Raw genomic sequence first — 16,456 nt, forward strand, 5'->3', positions numbered from 1 at the left:
GGTGGATGAGCATAAGCGTCATCCACCCTTTTTAGGCCACTAAAGAACCTGTCCCAGCGTCTGACGCAGATGCGCACCTGCGCCCAGCAGCCCCGGTTGATCGTGAACAATCAAGTAGACAGGGATATTTTGTACGTACTCTTTAAAACGCCCTTTGTCTTCAAAACCGCCACGGAAACCGGATGCTTTAAAGAATTCCAGGAAACGCGGCACTATCCCGCCTGCTATGTAAACACCACCAAATGTTCCCAGCGTCAGTGCCAGATTGCCACCAAAACGCCCCATGATCACACAGAACAAAGATAGTGCGCGACGGCAGTCGGTGCAGCTATCTTCCAGCGCTCGTTCCGTAATATCTTTCGGTTTATAGCCCTGCGGCTCACGACCGTCTGATTTAACAATAGCGCGGTACAAATTCACAAGGCCAGGCCCCGATAGCACGCGTTCAGCAGAAACATGGCCAATTTCGGTACGCAGCTCTTCGAGGATAATCCCCTCTTCTTCACTGTTTGGCGCAAAATCAACATGCCCGCCTTCACCCGGTAGGCTCACCCAGCGTTTATCAACGTGAACAAGATGTGCTACCCCAAGCCCGGTACCTGCACCATAGACCGCAACAGGCTTACCTTCGATTGGCTCGCCGCCGCCAAACTTGATCAGGTGCTCATCTTTGATCATCGGAATAGCCATCGAAACAGCGGTGAAATCGTTAATGATTTCCAGATGTTCAAAGCCAAGATTCTTTTTCATCTCAGCGGTAGAGAATGCCCAGGTATGGTTGGTCATCGCTACCCAGTCGCCGGTAATCGGGCAAGCAATTGCGATACAACCGTCAGTCACACTCACATTGTGCTCTTTGAGATAATGCACCACTACCGCTTCAAGGCTTGGGAAATCAAGGCCCGAATAGGTTTTTGCCTGAGTGATGTCGCCATTTTCTACGTTGCACAGTGCCAGACGTGCATTGGTACCGCCTACATCTCCTACCAAAGCATATTTTGTCATTCTTCCACTGCTCCGCTAAAGTCAAAATAAGTCCTGGCAACACTGTAAAATTAGCTAGCCTAAACAACAACGACCAGATGAGAAGTGCCTTGGGATTATAGATCTTCGTCACAAATTAGCTTGACCGTTTCAGCCCTTATTGCTGAAAGGTAAGATGTGTTATCTGGCAGACTGTATGCCGTGACGATTTTGCGTTAAAAAAATTTTAGTTAAGGAAAAATCATGCTCCATCCGCGAGCCAGAACCATGCTGGTTCTTTCAATTCCGGCACTGGTGATTGGGATCTGTTCCAGCCTGGTATTAATTGTGGTGATGAAAGTTGCCGCTGTCTTACAAAAATATTTATGGGTGTCGCTGCCCGCCCGATTTGATCTCGACATGAATTCCCCGATGTGGATTTTATTGATGCTGACCTTCACCGGAATTGCGGTTGGGTTGGTGGTTCGCTATATGCCTGGACATGCCGGCCCTGACCCTGCCACTGAACCGTTGATTGGTGCGCCAGTCAACGTAATGGCATTGCCGGGTTTGATTATTGCGCTAGTGCTTGGGCTTGCCGGTGGTGTAAGTCTCGGCCCTGAACATCCTATTATGGCGGTAAATATCGCGCTGGCTGTGGCTATTGGCGCGCGCTTGTTGCCAAAAGTCGGGGCGCTCGACTGGACGATTCTTGCCGCAGCCGGAACCATTGGCGCATTGTTCGGCACACCGGTGGCAGCGGCATTGGTATTTTCCCAAACGCTCAACGGCAGTAATGATATTCCCTTGTGGGACCGACTTTTTGCCCCCCTTATGGCAGCAGCAGCCGGAGCAATGACCACAGACTTGTTCTTCCACCCTGATTTCTCTTTGCCTGCTTTGCAATACACGGAGCTGCGCCTGGTGGATATTTTCAGTGGCGCCGTGGTGGCCGCTATTGCGATTGCATTGGGCATGGTGGCCGTCTGGTGCCTTCCACGTATGCACCGTTTAATGCACCAGCTAAAACATCCCGTACTAATTCTTGGTGTTGGTGGCTTTTTGTTAGGTGTATTAGGGCTGATTGGCGGTGAGATCTCACTATTCAAGGGGCTGGATGAAATGCGCCAGCTCACTACTGGGCAGCATTACTCTGTAGCAACATTGCTGATGTTTGCAGTGGTAAAACTGGCGGCGTTAGTGATTGCTTCTGCCTGTGGATTCCGTGGCGGGCGTATATTCCCAGTGGTCTTCGTTGCTGTAGCACTTGGGATGATGCTCCACCAGCATGTAGAAGCGGTTCCGGCAGCCATTACGCTATCTTGCGCCATCCTTGGCCTGGTGTTAGTCGTTACGCGTGATGGTTGGCTCAGCCTGTTTATGGCAATGGCTGTGGTACCTGACATCAAACTACTCCCGTTGCTGTGCATCGTGATGCTTCCAGCCTGGCTGATGCTTGCCGGTAAACCGGTAATGATGGCAGAGAAGCCCAGGGTTTAATCCTTAGCGGCGTTTCGCTTAGCCAGCGCTGCCGTAACGGCCTGTAATAATTCGGGAATATCTTGTTTCGGCAGAACGACTTCCACAAGCGTAAGTCGTTCTGCCAACGCCGCCTTCTGCATCACTTCTTCGAGCTGTACTTGCTCTGTTACTCGCCAGCATTGTGCAGGGTTATGAATATTCATCGCCTGCGGAATTTGCGTCCAGTTCCACGACGCGATGTCGTTATAGCGCTGCTCGGCACCATGGATTGCTCGCTCAACGGTATAACCATCATTATTGAGCAAGAAGATCACTGGGCGCTGCCCATCGCGCATCATCGACCCAATTTCCTGAATCGTAAGTTGAGCCGAGCCATCCCCCACCAGCAAAACGACACGGCGATTCGGACATGCGGTTTGCGCACCGAATGCTGCGGGTAGCGTATAACCTATCGAGCCCCACAACGGCTGGCTGATAAAAGTTACCCCGGCGGGTAAGGTCAGCGTTGCCGCGCCGAAAGCGGCAGTTCCTTGATCGGCAAGAACAATATCCCCCGCCCGCAGAAATTTTTGAATTGATTGCCAGAATGCATGCTGGTCTAGTTTCCCACTACTCGCTTCGGGTAGCGCGGGTGGCTTGTGGTTTGATGCAGGCCAGCCAGAAACCTGGTGTTTGCACAACTGATGCAAAACCGACACGGCTTCCGCCATTGTAATGCCGCTAAACCAGCGTTCACCTATTCGGGTGGCGTTCGGTTGAATATCTATAGTCTGCTGAAGGGTGAAATGCTGCGTGAATCCGGCGGTAAGCGTATCGGTAAACTTAACGCCCACACAGATAACCAACTCGGCAGTTTCAATCGACTCAATCACCGTTGCCTCGCTGGCGGCGGCGCTGTAAGTACCTACAAACCCCTGCTGACCTTCATCAAATAACCCTTTGCCCATCAGCAATGTTGCATGAGGCATGGGAGTGTCATCCATCCATTGTTGCAACGCTTTTTGCTGCCCAAAACGTAGCGCCAGAAAATCAGCCAATAAGGCCACACTACGGCTTTCCGCCAGACGCTCTTGGGCACAGGCGCGAAATTCTGCCAGTAATCCAGGATCGGTTGGCTCATGCGAGATGAGTAATGGTTTTGTCGGACGAGTAGCGAGAGCCTGAGAAACATCGCTCGGTAATAATAAATAACCAGGACGACGTTGGGTGAGAGCTTGCTGCAAAACGCGGTCGATTTCGTAACAAGCATTTTCGACTGTAAGGGAAGCCTGGGCCACTGTCACTTCCTGCGCCATTCGCGCAAAGTGCCGGAAATCACCATCGCCTAATGTGTGGTGCATTAACTCGCCGCGCTGCTGTGCCCCAAGGCATGGCGCGCCGACTACATGGATAACCGGTAAATACTCAGCGTAACTTCCAGCGATGCCATTAATGGCACTTAACTCACCAACCCCAAAGGTGGTGAGCACCGCAGCTGCTCCACAACAGCGAGCATAACCATCAGCAGCATATGCCGCATTCAGCTCGTTGGCACACCCCACCCAGGCAAGGGTCGGGTTATTAATCACATTGTCCAGAAATTGTAAATTGTAGTCACCGGGAACCCCAAACAGATGAGTAATTCCAGCCTCGGTGAATCGGTCCAGAAGATAGTCTGCGACAGTGTAAGACATAACTCATTCCTTCTCAGAGGGCTTACTGTGAGTATTGGGCATATGTGATCGCTGTCGAGGATCAATGAGAATAAGGGTGTGGAAAGAGGGATTTACACGTAACTGCGGTGTAGTCTGATAGTCAAAGATGTTGTGAAAACGTATACACTAAATTGGGCATTATTCACTTACCGGGAAACTAATATGGTCTATCAGGCAAATCCTGCGCGTTATGAATCAATGGAGTATCGTCGTTGTGGGCGCAGCGGACTCAAACTCCCCGCCATTTCTCTGGGTTTATGGCACAACTTTGGTGACACCACGCTACTGGAGAACAGCCGCCAGCTATTGCACCGTGCATTTGATTCAGGGATTACCCATTTGGATCTGGCCAATAACTATGGGCCGCCTCCGGGTTCTGCTGAAGAAAACTTTGGCCGTATCCTGCGTGAAGATTTCCTTCCATATCGTGATGAGCTGATTATTTCGTCCAAAGCGGGCTACACCATGTGGGAGGGGCCGTATGGAGATTGGGGATCGCGTAAGTATCTTATTTCAAGCCTTGATCAAAGCCTGAAGCGGATGGGGTTGGAGTATGTAGACATCTTCTATCACCATCGTCCGGATCCCGAAACACCACTTGAAGAAACCATGCGCGCACTGGATACCGTGGTACGCCAGGGTAAAGCACTGTATGTTGGCATCTCAAATTACCCGGCCGAACTTGCAGCTCAAGCCATTGATATTTTGAACAATCTTGGTACTCCATGCCTTATCCACCAGCCACGTTACTCGATGTTTGAGCGTTGGGTTGAAGGCGGTTTGCTAAATATTCTGCAAGAAAAAGGCGTGGGTAGTATTGCCTTTTCACCGCTGGCGGGTGGCCAGTTGACGGATCGTTATCTGGACGGAATTCCAGCCGATTCCCGCGCAGCCAGCGGCAGCAAATTCCTTAATGCTGACCAGCTCACCGAGGAAAAACTGGAAAAAGTGCGTAAATTGAATGCTATTGCGCAACGTCGTGGACAGAAACTGTCCCAAATGGCCCTGGCGTGGGTTCTGCGTGGTGACAAAGTGACATCAGTGCTGATTGGCGCCAGTAAAACCAGCCAAATTGATGATGCAATCGGTATGTTAGCCAATCGCCACTTCACGGCGGCAGAACTGGCAGAAATTGAAGCTATCTTGGTGTAATCGCTATCACAACCTGGTTTAATTACGAGCTAAATTAGCAAAAAGTGCTCTCTCCAGCGAATTAGGAGTTGTGGTGATGAAACACTTAGTTACCACAACTTACTATACCGCTAACAAGCCGCTCTGGCGGTTACCGTGTAAGGGGAGAGAGTATGTTCAGGACACTGATTCTTGCGATTGCATTAATGGCATCTGCACCAATGATGGCGAATGCGGGCGAAATCACCCTGCTGCCGTCAGTTAAGCTTCAAATTGGCGATCAGGATTATCGCGGTAATTACTGGGACGGTGGCGGCTGGCGTGACCGTGATTACTGGCATCGTAATTACGAATGGCGTGACCGTGGCTGGCACCGCCATGATAATGGCTACCATCGTGGCTGGTATAAAGACCGTGGCCGTAGCAGCTTTGAGAAAGGTTATCGCGCGGGCTGGAACGATCGTGACGATCATCGTGGCCGAGGGCGCGGCGATCATGGCCGTGGCCACGGCGGCGGTCACCGCCATTGATGCTAATGATTTAAAAATGGGAGCTAAGGCTCCCATTTTTATTACAGCAATTCTATTACAACAATCGATAGTTTTTATCCGGGGTAATTTTTTCAGGAAGCCTCCCATCATGGATCATTTCCCGTAAATCAATTTCAATGGCGTTGCAGATAGCATTCAAGGGTAAATCATTATCTTCCCGACCAAAAGGGTCCTCAAGCTCCGTTGCAATAGCATCAAGCGCAAGCAGTGCGTAAGTGGTAAATAATGAAAATAGCAGGGAAAGAAAGCCAAAGCTATCGATGATCAGCAATGGATAAATCGCACAATAGATATAAATGGTGCGATGTAAAATTAAAGAGTATGCAAACGGAATGGGCGTATTGCTGATACGTTCACACCCACCCTGAATAGTGCTGATATTATTGAGATAATGATTAAAGTTCTGGTAATCCAGAGAGTTTCGCTTATAGCGAAAAAGCCATTTACCAATCTCCTGAAGCAAAGCATTACATGGAGTGGCAACATTAAGCCCTTCAAGCATAAATGGGGCTTGCGAAGTGATCTCTATAGGCATTTTTTCATGTCGCAGCTTCGATTTTAGTATATTGCAATAACATACAATAAAATTGAGCACGACTTTCATCTCATCCTGACTAGCCTCTGTGGTACTTTTTATTTCGCGCATTAAAGAACGGCTTGTAATCAACAAATCGCCCCAAAGTTTTCTGGCCTCAGAATAGCGGATCCATGCAGCATTGTTACGAAAGCCAAGAAAAATAGAAATGGAAATCCCTATAAAACCAATCGGGCTTTCTTTTGCTTCAATACCATGCATATGAAATAACGGGAGTAAAAATAGATAAACCATATTCAACATAGCGAAAAAGAGTAACTGGCACGAGATTTTTCTCATAATTGATCCTCGCCATGAGAACAATCGTCTGAACCAGTGTTGTTCAGGTCTAACTATCATTATTTATCCTTTAAACATAAATTGGCCATATGTTCATAAACAGGAAGTAATTTATTTAAATAATGTTCAAAGATCTGTTTTTTATCAGAAAGAGAAATCACTCCATCCAGGAGTCCTTGTTGATTAATATATGAAGATGGTATGTCCATAATGCTATCTCCCTGAATCAGCGGATGATAACTAATCATTATTGGTCCTAAAAAACCCGTGCGTTCAATATTGAGTTGTATCGTTCCAAAAAGACTGATGGATAACTTATTACTTTGACAGTTTGCCACCTGGTGATGGTATAAACGCTCAGTTAATGTAATGTTCTTTAGCAAAATCAATGTATAGCTATTCCATAAACTATCAACATTCATTTTTTGGCTATAAATGTTTGAGGCATAATCTTTTAATGACAGATATTGCAGCATACCAAAGCGCTCCCACTTAAATTTGAGATTAAATAATAATAATGAAAAAGAAAGGTAGTGAATAATGAACTAACTATTCGGGTTTACTGGTTTTACCGAGTGCTTTGATAGCATCGCTCTGTAGAATAAAATCAATGTAATTACGCAATGTCAAAGTGTTATTTTTATTACTGGGGTAAATCATCCATAATTCAATTTTCTGCACACTCCAGTCGGGCAAAATAATTTTAAGTTGCCCATTTTTAATATAGGACTCCACAATGTACTCGGGCAAAATTGCCATGCCTGTACCTTGTAAAGCTTGTTGCAGTATATAAGTCAGATTATCGCTGGTATGCCGAGAACTCATAACCAATTTATAACTGCTAGTTGCTTGAGAAAGAGTGACGCTTTTCCATGTCTTATGAGTAATTAAATCACATGTAAGCAATTCATCAGGTGAGGTAAAATTTTGCTTTTGTGCATATTCCGGCGTCGCAACAATAAATCGATTAAAGGTTCCCAGAAAACGCCCAATGAAAGAATCATCTGAAGGCTTACCTATTCTGTAAGCGACATCAAATGTATCGTTAACCGAACCGAAGAATGAGTCCGCAGTGATCAGTTCAAGTTCAACCTGTGGATTTGCTCTCAAAAACTCATGGTGCAGAGCAGGTAAGGCGCTGTACATAAACCCCGGAGGCGCTATTATTCTTAATTTCCCATTTGGGCTTTCACGTAATAACTGAATGAGTTCATCAGCTCTGAATGCAACATCTACCACTTCCTGGCAGTATCGCAAATAACTTTCGCCAGCATATGTCAGCGAGATCTTTCGCGTTGTTCGATTGAGCAAGCGTAAGCCAAGATATTCTTCAAGCTCACTTATTTGTTGGCTGACGCGAGATTTTGTCATATTCAATTCTTCAGCGGTTCTTGTAAAATTACCGTTTTTTACCAGCGCGGCAAAAAGAGCCATATGATTAAAATGTTTGAACATGACAAAACCCTGATGTTTCTAAACGTCTGCACAAATCATACATAACATGATGTGGGATGGACAGAGCTGATTGTTCAACAAATCATACTCATTTGTTCTGAAAGTAGTAACTAATCAACAGAGTCTTAATAGGTATGATTACCCGTGTTCTGGCACCAATATATACAAGGTAATCTATAAATAATGTGGACAATGATAGCTAATAGAAAACTACTGAGCATTCCGCTTTTGGGAATATTATTGCTCAATACGTTTATTGACGTATTCTTAGGTGCTATTGCACTAGGGCATCACAATTTCATGATTGTTGGTGTGTTAGCAATCGCGTTTGCAATTCAGGGAATGTTTATGGTTCACGCAATCAGGAATATATTCTGCTGATTCAATGGGCAAAGGGATATCAATGGTTATGGCGTCATGCATGAATGAACATATAAAGATGTAGCCTGCGACCACAAAGCTGTAGCCGCAGAAGGCGGTAAATCTATAGCCCCAAAGCCGTACCAACCAGCAGCCACAAGTTAAGCGCCACCACTATAGCCACAATCACCCACCCCACATGTTTTACCAACCGGGTATTGACTAAATCCCCCATCAATTTCTCATTGCTGGTGAAAATCAGAAGCGGTACCAGCGCTAGTGCGATACCAAAACTGAGCAGTACCTGGCTCATGACAAGAACGCGCGTTGGGTCAAGTCCCATCAGGATGACAATAAATGAAGGAGCCATAGTGACTGAGCGACGAACCCACAGCGGTATATAAAAGCGCACGAACCCCTGCATCACGACCTGCCCTGCTAGCGTGCCGACAACAGTTGATGACAGTCCCGCCGCAACCAGACTCAATCCGAAGATAGTCGCCGCTGAATGGCTTAAAAGTGGCTCCAGTGTGAGATATGCCTCGTCAAGATCGGCAACGCCTGTATGTCCTGAGAAGTGAAACGCAGCAGCGGCCGTTGCCATCATCGCCAGATTGACAAACCCGGCAATCGTCATTGCAATACCGACATCCCATTTTGTCGCTGAATAACGTTCAGCGCGGTTACCACCGTGTAGATGTTGAGTCAGTGACGAGTGCAGGTAGATGACATGCGGCATAATAGTCGCCCCCAGCACGCCTGCGGCTAAAAATACCGCTTCACTGGTCGGTAAACTTGGGATCAGCATCCCTTTGCCCAGTTCAGCCAGTTTAGGCTGCGAGAAAATCAGCTCCACGATATACGCAGCAGCCACAAACAGCAGTAAACCACCGATTACTTTTTCGAGAGGTTTTTGGCCGCGCCTTTGCAGCATCAATATCAGGAAAGTCGCAATCCCGGTCAGCACCGCGCCTTGTAAGAGAGAAACACCGAGGATCAATTTAAAACCAATCGCAGCACCGATGAATTCGGCCAGATCGGTCGCCATGGCAATAATTTCGGCTTGTATCCAGTACAACCATACAACCGGACGCGGATAATGGTCACGAATCTGTTCGGCGAGGTTCTTGCCGGTGGCAATCCCTAATTTTGCCGACAGAATCTGGATGAGCATCGCCATCAGGTTCGCCCATACCACTACCCATAACAATTTATAGCCAAAGCTTGCCCCGGCCTGAATGTTGGTCGCAAAGTTTCCAGGATCGATATACCCGATAGCAGCGATAAAAGCCGGCCCCATCAACGCCAGGCGTAATCTGCGCGCTGTGCGGGTACCACTGTTGTCAACGCGACTGTTTGTCATCATCTGCCTCTGAGATATAGCCTTTGCTATGTTTCAAACTATCAAAAATGAGAATGATTATCAAATTCATTTAAGTGAGATAAACTGATTGCTCTGATAGATGAAAACAATGAGGGATTAGGGGTGACGATTTAGCATCGCCCGTTAATGAAAAAAAATTACGACAACCATTATGTTAAGGATGTGTGCACTGACGCAACTTTTACCTTCTTTACTTAACATAGCAGAAATGTATGGTTGATCACTAATTTTGAGTTTGGTCACATGACATCACTATAGTGTGCGATTAGTCTCGTTTTCTTATTGCTTGTTTCATAGAATGTGCAACGAAATTAAACCTGCCTCATGTTTGGAGCAAATATGTCCCGCGTTCTTCACTTTGTCTTAGCGCTTGCCGTGGTAGCGCTACTTGCTTTATTGCTAAGTAGCAACCGTAAGCAGATTCGTATTCGCTTTATCGTTCAACTGTTAGTGATTGAACTCATTCTCGCCTGGTTCTTCCTGAACTCAGAAATCGGTCTGGGCTTTGTGAGAGGTTTCTCAGAAATGTTTGAGAAACTGCTTTCGTTCGCTAATGAGGGGACAAACTTTGTATTCGGTAAGATGAATGACGAAGGACTCGCCTTCTTCTTCCTGAAAGTACTCTGCCCAATCGTATTTATCTCTGCGCTGATCGGGATATTGCAGCACATCCGCGTTCTGCCGATTGTTATCCGCTTTATCGGTACCGTTCTGTCTAAAGTGAATGGTATGGGTAAACTGGAATCCTTTAACGCCGTAAGCTCGCTGATTCTGGGACAATCAGAAAACTTTATCGCCTATAAGGATATTCTCGGCAAGATGTCACGCAACCGCATGTACACCATGTCCGCTACGGCCATGTCTACCGTGTCCATGTCGATTGTCGGTGCTTATATGACGATGCTCGAGCCAAAATATGTGGTTGCAGCACTGGTGTTGAACATGTTCAGTACCTTTATTGTACTGTCGCTGATTAACCCTTACCGCGTTGATGAGAGCGAAGAAAATATACAGATGTCTAACCTGCATGAAGGCCAAAGCTTCTTCGAAATGCTAGGTGAATACATTCTGGCAGGTTTTAAAGTTGCGATTATCGTTGCAGCGATGCTGATTGGCTTCATTGCTCTGATCGCGGCACTGAACGCACTGTTTGCAGCAATCTTCGGCATCTCCTTCCAGGGCATCCTGGGTTACATCTTCTACCCGGTAGCCTGGGTAATGGGTGTTCCGTCGCATGAAGCATTACAGGTTGGTAGCATCATGGCCACCAAACTGGTTTCCAACGAATTCGTTGCGATGTTGGATCTGCAAAAACTGGCCGGTACCCTTTCCCCACGTGCGGAAGGTATCCTGTCTGTGTTCCTGGTTTCGTTTGCTAACTTCTCTTCTATCGGGATTATCGCTGGTGCGATTAAAGGCCTGAACGAAGAGCAAGGTAACGTAGTTTCTCGCTTTGGCCTGAAACTGGTTTACGGTGCAACTCTGGTGAGTATTCTGTCAGCTTCTATCGCTGGTCTGTTCTTGTAATTCTCACAGTAAAAAGCCGGGGCAATTTGCCCCGGCTTTTTTATGCCTGAAATTCATAGCGGATTTATCTACGTCCCAATCGCCTCGTCATCCTGCCAGCAGACCTGGTTTCTGCCTCGTTCTTTAGCGGTATACATCCGCATATCTGCAAGCGACTGGATTTGATCAAGCGTGTACTCCGGATATTCACTATGCGAAGCCACACCTAGCGACGCGGTAACCGGTAATTTGCGGCCGTCATCCAAAACCAATGCCGAAGACTCAAGTTCCCATTTAACTCTTGTCGCCACCATAATCCCCGCCTTGAGATCGGAATTAGGCAGATAAATACAGAACTCCTCACCGCCAATACGCCCCAGAATATCCTGACTGCGTATCGCACGCTGAATGTGTTGGGTGGCGTGTATCAACACGTTATCACCAACTAAATGCCCGTAAACGTCGTTCACTTTTTTGAAATGGTCGAGATCAAGCTGTACGAGAGTGTAATCCACATAATTAGGGCTAATTTGCGATGTTTTTGCGAAGAAACCGCGACGGTTTAACGCTCCAGTCAAATCATCGTGAAGCGCATGACGCTGCATCTCACGCTGCAAGCTACCCATATTGCGCACAAGGCGGCAAATCACTCGGTGCGATCCCCAAAGGAAAAGCACAAATATCCCCCACATCGCGATCAACAAGATACTGAAACGGCCAAAGTCTTCATGTAAACCCTGGCTGAGAGTCTGAGTACTTATTAACACCGAACGCGTACCAACAACTCTGCCAAAAGTGATGAATACCGACCCATCGCGCATCGTGCCACGCGATGAGACCTCAAGCATTTCACGAATTGTTTGTAGATGCTGAGCAGTGAGTTGAAATTTATTGACCGAGCCTACGGCATTGGTTAGCGGGATTAGCTGTTCATCAAACAGTTGATATGCGCTCTGCGTATCTTCTGGTAAAGACTCCGCAAGGAATTTCTGCACCGCATCATTTTCAAACGCAATCCCCAGAAGCCCTATCCATTCACCACGAAAATCGACAGGAATGGCAGCATTAACCAGAGTGTCATCAGTTTTAGCGATATTTTGCCGTGTCCAGAAAGGTTCTCGCTGTGGATTGAGCAACGGCGAGGCCAACACGAAACTACCCTGTTCCTCATGCGGGTTGTAACTGCTCTCTAATAGCGAGTTCATTTCCTGAGATAAAGAGACAATAAATTCGCCATCACGAGAGATGTAGTACAAATCAGCAGTCAGTTCGTTGGCCCCTGTGGCCAACGGGAAAAGACCTTGAATTTTCCGCAATGCATAGAGCTGCTGGCGGACTTGTAGCGCATTCGCGCCGTGAAATTTGCTGTCTTCGGTAAGCGTATCGGGCAAAGGCAGCTCGCGGATCCACAATGGTGAATCGCCAACATCACCTGTAATTTCCGAAGGAACAGTTGCCACACCAGGGAAGAGTGGATCATCCATCGCTTCAATAAAAATTCTTTTTAGATAGCGAAGATTGTCAACTTTGTACTGTGCTTTACTTTCGATTCGGGCAATCACACTTTCCAGGTGACTCAGTTGGCTTGTACGGTAACCATGGCTAAATAGCTGTCCTTGCTGCCAGAATAAAAAAGTGGTCAGCGCAAAAACAAAAATGAAAACCAGATGGATAACCCGGAGTGTTTTTGCCATTGGCAGGCGAAATCTATTCGCTAATGAAGTGCTCACAAATCAGCCCTTTGATTATATGCTCGCAACATACTACTACCTTAATGTGTTGACTAAGGCCAGAGGCTCTGGTTTGCCTATCAAATACCCTTGTAAAAACTGTACGCCGAGTTCGCATAACAACCTGCGTTGTTCTTCTGTTTCAACAAACTCTGCAACAACAATCAATTGCTTCGCTTTAGCCATATCACATATAGATTTAACAATCAGAGGGTCAAGCGAATCCGATGTAATGTCTTTAATGAAACAGCCATCAATCTTGATAATGTCCGCTTGCAACCTTTTCAGTCGCTCGTAGTTGGCATAACCGGTGCCGAAATCATCAATGGCAATTTTAAACCCATAATCACGCAGTAGTGTAATGTTCTGCATTGAAGTTTCTGATTCCGAAAAAGCCTGTTCCTCGGTGACTTCAATAATCACGCTGCTCGTTGGCACCTGGAATTGCGTGAACAATGAAATAATATTCTGCGCAATATCCTTTTGCATCAACGTCAACGGCATGAGATTTACCGAGAAACGCGACTGCTCGTCCTTCTCGGGGTGAAGATACAAATAATTCACCAGCTTCTTCACCACCAACATATCGAAGCGCGTGCTGAGGTTAAATTCAGCAATGACAGGAATAAACTTATCTGGGGTAATTAGCTCATCATCAAAAGTGATACGACTCAGTATTTCGTGATATCCGTGCCCCATCTTATTAACAACAGGTTGGGCATAGAGTGTGACAGGCTCTTCTTCATTCAAGGCATGTTTGATTTTTTGCAGCAGTAAAACACGCTCTGTCGTTTTGTCAGAGACATATTCAACTCGGGTATTCAGGCTGAGCACGCGTAACGACTCACTCGCCTGATCGGAGAGAAAGCTTAATTGCCCTAAAGTTCGGTGTAATTCTTCAAGACTGTTGTCGATAACACTATAGGAAGCGCCGTATTCAATTTCCAGCATGGTGTTATGCCATGTTATTTTTTTGCTATTGAGTAAATCAACAATATATTCGAGCCGTGCATCAGTATGTTGTCCGCGGAGGAATATTAATAGTTCACTGCCGGGTAATTGAAATACTTGTTCGCCTTCATCCAGGAAAGGCGTTATCTGGCTGGTAACCATACGCTTACAATGAATTCGCATCATCATACCGTAATGGCGGCTTAGAAATTCCAGGTTCGACATCCGCAGGCAGCAAAGCGTCCCTTCCGGATAACATTGAACATGATGCTCCAGCGCACGTAAATTTGGTAATTGTGTTAATGGGTCGGTTAAAGCCTGCGAATGATAAATTCGCTTCATCCACTCATTTTTCTTAAACATCATCGTCATATACAACATACAGACGGAAAAAGAGATGAAAACAGAAAGAATGAATGACAGGGCAAATTCTGTATTAACCCCGTAAAGAAAACCCTCGTTATACGTCAGTAATAGCCATACGGATATAGCCCATAACAGCCCCATTAAACGCGGGCCAAAATGGCGGATACCCAATGTAAATAGCACAAAGATAACGGGCACGAGGTAACCCGAAACCTGTAACATGCCCCACGATGAGCACAGCACCGCCAGCAGAGTTATCAGGCATAACATCCAGGTGAAAGAATAAAAACGACGTGGACCAATGAAATCGCGTAACACGCAGCGACGCCAGAAGGCCCGCGCGTAATTTGGGTTCAGGACCATTCTGAGCGGATAATAAAACAGGAAAGTGAATATCAACGAGGCGGCAATTAAATTTTGAAAATCCACCACCATAAACATGAGTGAATTGTCACCAAAGTACGCAGCCACTGCTTGCGGAAATTGAATATATCGCCCCGCCAGATACATCAATAATTTAGTGCTAAACGGTGCGACAAACCCTAGCCAGAATATCCGAGTTCCCATTCCTTTATCGGTCAGTGCATAGCGCCACCTCGCCCCAAGGTAATGACGGGCAATAATGCTACAAACGATTATTGGAAATATCAGGCAAAAAACAAAGGACGCTAATGCCACAAATGAAAGATGAAGTACGAATGAGAATGTCACTACTGATGAAATTATTAGAGGAATAATCGCAGTCCGGCCATAGATAAACACCATGGCTATCAACAAACCCATTGGGAGATAAGCGAGATAAACCTGAACACCATCAATTGTCGTTAACGGTGAAATGTAGCGAGAAAAAGGGACAAGCAAAAGAGATAAAACCAGTGCTGTGAGGAATTTCTTGATAGATTTTTGAAAAATCATAAGCCCTGGTCTAAGGATTCTGTAATGGCTTTGCAGCATTATTCGGTGATAAATAATACGTTTATTTGTTGCGCAAATCAAGTTTTCGAATTATTGCATGTGGTTAAATTTATTAGTTTTTTATACAACCCAACAAAGAGAAATAGTTTGATATATTCACATTGAGAATACATCGTATTTATATATTCACTGAATTATATGAATCCGTGCTCAGGTCACTATTATGTAACATTATTCTGGTTCTGAAACGAAAAAACCCCCGCCATTAGGCGGGGGTTTCATATTTTGGTGGAGCTAAGCGGGATCGAACCGCTGACCTCTTGCATGCCATGCAAGCGCTCTCCCAGCTGAGCTATAGCCCCACGAATGGGTTTGGTTTAAACGATTCAAATCTTGCTGGTAAAGATTTGGTGGAGCTAAGCGGGATCGAACCGCTGACCTCTTGCATGCCATGCAAGCGCTCTCCCAGCTGAGCTATAGCCCCGTACCGTGAAACCGTGTCGTATCGACGGGCGGCATCATATGAAACCCATTCGAGAGTGTCAACGTCAAATTCAGCTTCGGCGATTAATCGACGAAAAAGCAAACAATACAAGCAAAAGCAAATGCATCTCGTCTTCCTGTAGTTAATCCTGTCACAGTTTCCAGTAAAATGATCCCCTAAAATGAACCACTAATAACCCCTTTGGATTTAAGGAAAAACTGTGCTCAAGGAACGTATGACCCCGGAAGAGCTGGCGATGATTACTGGTTATAGTCGCCAAACAATCAACAAATGGGTACGCAAAGAAAGCTGGCTCACGAGTCAAAAACCCGGTGTTCAGGGAGGCAAAGCTCGCCTGATTCATGTGGATGAGCGTGTTCGCGATTTTATTAATAGTGCAAAACGTGTTTCGGAGAAACTCAGCAGCTATCACGTAAATGACACTTCACTGGAAGGGCTTTTGCTCAATTCCATGAAGCAGATGTCGATTTCAGAACAAGAAAAGATGTCAGCGCTGATTCTGCGGGAAGGCATTGCTGGGGTGTTAAAGCGTTTAGGCATTCGTGATGAATAAAATGGGTATGAAAAAGCCGGCATAAGCCCAATGCCG

General features: G+C 46.2%; 14 protein-coding genes and 2 tRNA genes. 5 read left to right on the forward strand and 11 right to left on the reverse strand.

All coding sequences use genetic code 11. The features are described from left to right. Positions 1-39 precede the first annotated feature (39 nt). Positions 40-1,005 (reverse strand): glucokinase, encoded by a 966-nt coding sequence (gene glk, locus M979_RS11495; RefSeq protein WP_064555012.1) that lies wholly within the window; start codon positions 1,003-1,005, stop codon positions 40-42. A 222-nt stretch (positions 1,006-1,227) separates the two neighbouring features. Between glk and M979_RS11500 the strand changes: the two genes are divergently transcribed. Then, positions 1,228-2,463 carry an ion channel protein gene (locus M979_RS11500; protein ID WP_064555013.1) on the forward strand — a complete coding sequence of 412 codons (1,236 nt, stop codon included), beginning with the start codon at positions 1,228-1,230 and terminating at the stop codon, positions 2,461-2,463. Here M979_RS11500 and M979_RS11505 read toward each other — a convergent pair. Further along, on the reverse strand, positions 2,460-4,118 hold the full coding sequence (locus tag M979_RS11505; RefSeq protein WP_064555014.1) for an alpha-keto acid decarboxylase family protein: 1,659 nt from the start codon (positions 4,116-4,118) through the stop codon (positions 2,460-2,462). The two genes, M979_RS11500 and M979_RS11505, sit on opposite strands and share 4 nt — an antisense overlap. Before the next feature lie 183 nt (positions 4,119-4,301). On the opposite strand from M979_RS11505, the gene mgrA reads away from it, so the two are divergent. Both mgrA and M979_RS11515 read left to right on the forward strand, forming a co-directional pair. Further along, positions 4,302-5,291, forward strand: a complete 990-nt coding sequence (gene mgrA, locus M979_RS11510) for an L-glyceraldehyde 3-phosphate reductase (protein WP_064555015.1) — start codon at positions 4,302-4,304, stop codon at positions 5,289-5,291. Between the two features lie 152 nt (positions 5,292-5,443). Then, positions 5,444-5,800: a DUF2502 domain-containing protein gene (locus M979_RS11515; RefSeq protein WP_064555016.1), complete on the forward strand. Its 357-nt coding sequence runs from the start codon at positions 5,444-5,446 to the stop codon at positions 5,798-5,800. Between the two features lie 55 nt (positions 5,801-5,855). Here the strand turns inward: M979_RS11515 and M979_RS11520 are convergent, their stop codons facing one another. The 5 genes from M979_RS11520 to M979_RS24050 form a co-directional block, all read right to left on the reverse strand. Beyond that, the gene (locus tag M979_RS11520; protein ID WP_064555017.1) at positions 5,856-6,755 is read right to left on the reverse strand and encodes a bestrophin family protein; all 900 of its coding nucleotides are present in this window, start codon (positions 6,753-6,755) and stop codon (positions 5,856-5,858) included. After that, the gene (locus tag M979_RS11525) at positions 6,755-7,171 is read right to left on the reverse strand and encodes a hypothetical protein (protein WP_064555018.1); all 417 of its coding nucleotides are present in this window, start codon (positions 7,169-7,171) and stop codon (positions 6,755-6,757) included. Before M979_RS11525 ends, M979_RS11520 begins: the two co-directional genes overlap by 1 nt. Before the next feature lie 73 nt (positions 7,172-7,244). Next, positions 7,245-8,150 carry a LysR family transcriptional regulator gene (locus M979_RS11530; RefSeq protein WP_064555019.1) on the reverse strand — a complete coding sequence of 302 codons (906 nt, stop codon included), beginning with the start codon at positions 8,148-8,150 and terminating at the stop codon, positions 7,245-7,247. Between the two features lie 484 nt (positions 8,151-8,634). Further along, positions 8,635-9,873 (reverse strand): Nramp family divalent metal transporter, encoded by a 1,239-nt coding sequence (locus M979_RS11540; protein ID WP_064555020.1) that lies wholly within the window; start codon positions 9,871-9,873, stop codon positions 8,635-8,637. Further along, positions 9,854-9,943 (reverse strand): hypothetical protein, encoded by a 90-nt coding sequence (locus M979_RS24050; RefSeq protein WP_420535613.1) that lies wholly within the window; start codon positions 9,941-9,943, stop codon positions 9,854-9,856. Before M979_RS24050 ends, M979_RS11540 begins: the two co-directional genes overlap by 20 nt. 290 nt (positions 9,944-10,233) lie before the next feature. Here M979_RS24050 and M979_RS11545 point away from each other — a divergent pair, with 290 nt between their 5' ends. Next, positions 10,234-11,421, forward strand: coding sequence for a NupC/NupG family nucleoside CNT transporter (locus M979_RS11545; protein WP_034458999.1), 1,188 nt, complete (start codon positions 10,234-10,236; stop codon positions 11,419-11,421). A 68-nt stretch (positions 11,422-11,489) separates the two neighbouring features. Here the strand turns inward: M979_RS11545 and M979_RS11550 are convergent, their stop codons facing one another. From M979_RS11550 to M979_RS11565, 4 genes are all read right to left on the reverse strand, one after another. After that, complete coding sequence (locus tag M979_RS11550) at positions 11,490-13,130, reverse strand: diguanylate cyclase (protein ID WP_064555021.1); 1,641 nt, start codon at positions 13,128-13,130, stop codon at positions 11,490-11,492. 36 nt (positions 13,131-13,166) lie between these two features. Continuing rightward, the gene (locus tag M979_RS11555; protein ID WP_245164731.1) at positions 13,167-15,401 is read right to left on the reverse strand and encodes an EAL domain-containing protein; all 2,235 of its coding nucleotides are present in this window, start codon (positions 15,399-15,401) and stop codon (positions 13,167-13,169) included. Between the two features lie 247 nt (positions 15,402-15,648). After that, a tRNA-Ala gene (locus M979_RS11560) sits at positions 15,649-15,724 on the reverse strand. Between the two features lie 46 nt (positions 15,725-15,770). Beyond that, positions 15,771-15,846 (reverse strand) — tRNA-Ala (locus tag M979_RS11565). A 220-nt stretch (positions 15,847-16,066) separates the two neighbouring features. Here M979_RS11565 and M979_RS11570 point away from each other — a divergent pair. Further along, positions 16,067-16,420 carry a YfeC-like transcriptional regulator gene (locus tag M979_RS11570; protein ID WP_072009454.1) on the forward strand — a complete coding sequence of 118 codons (354 nt, stop codon included), beginning with the start codon at positions 16,067-16,069 and terminating at the stop codon, positions 16,418-16,420. Positions 16,421-16,456 lie beyond the last annotated feature (36 nt).

Source organism: Buttiauxella noackiae ATCC 51607 (genome assembly GCF_001654865.1).
Lineage (GTDB): Bacteria > Pseudomonadota > Gammaproteobacteria > Enterobacterales > Enterobacteriaceae > Buttiauxella > Buttiauxella noackiae.

Coding starts and splice junctions, on each gene's coding strand:
- glk (WP_064555012.1), bottom strand. CDS start 1,005: ATGACAAAATATGCTTTGGTAGGAGATGTAGGCGGTACCAATGCACGT.
- M979_RS11500 (WP_064555013.1), top strand. CDS start 1,228: ATGCTCCATCCGCGAGCCAGAACCATGCTGGTTCTTTCAATTCCGGCA.
- M979_RS11505 (WP_064555014.1), bottom strand. CDS start 4,118: ATGTCTTACACTGTCGCAGACTATCTTCTGGACCGATTCACCGAGGCT.
- mgrA (WP_064555015.1), top strand. CDS start 4,302: ATGGTCTATCAGGCAAATCCTGCGCGTTATGAATCAATGGAGTATCGT.
- M979_RS11515 (WP_064555016.1), top strand. CDS start 5,444: ATGTTCAGGACACTGATTCTTGCGATTGCATTAATGGCATCTGCACCA.
- M979_RS11520 (WP_064555017.1), bottom strand. CDS start 6,755: ATGATAGTTAGACCTGAACAACACTGGTTCAGACGATTGTTCTCATGG.
- M979_RS11525 (WP_064555018.1), bottom strand. CDS start 7,171: ATGCTGCAATATCTGTCATTAAAAGATTATGCCTCAAACATTTATAGC.
- M979_RS11530 (WP_064555019.1), bottom strand. CDS start 8,150: ATGTTCAAACATTTTAATCATATGGCTCTTTTTGCCGCGCTGGTAAAA.
- M979_RS11540 (WP_064555020.1), bottom strand. CDS start 9,873: ATGACAAACAGTCGCGTTGACAACAGTGGTACCCGCACAGCGCGCAGA.
- M979_RS24050 (WP_420535613.1), bottom strand. CDS start 9,943: ATGAATTTGATAATCATTCTCATTTTTGATAGTTTGAAACATAGCAAA.
- M979_RS11545 (WP_034458999.1), top strand. CDS start 10,234: ATGTCCCGCGTTCTTCACTTTGTCTTAGCGCTTGCCGTGGTAGCGCTA.
- M979_RS11555 (WP_245164731.1), bottom strand. CDS start 15,401: ATGCTGCAAAGCCATTACAGAATCCTTAGACCAGGGCTTATGATTTTT.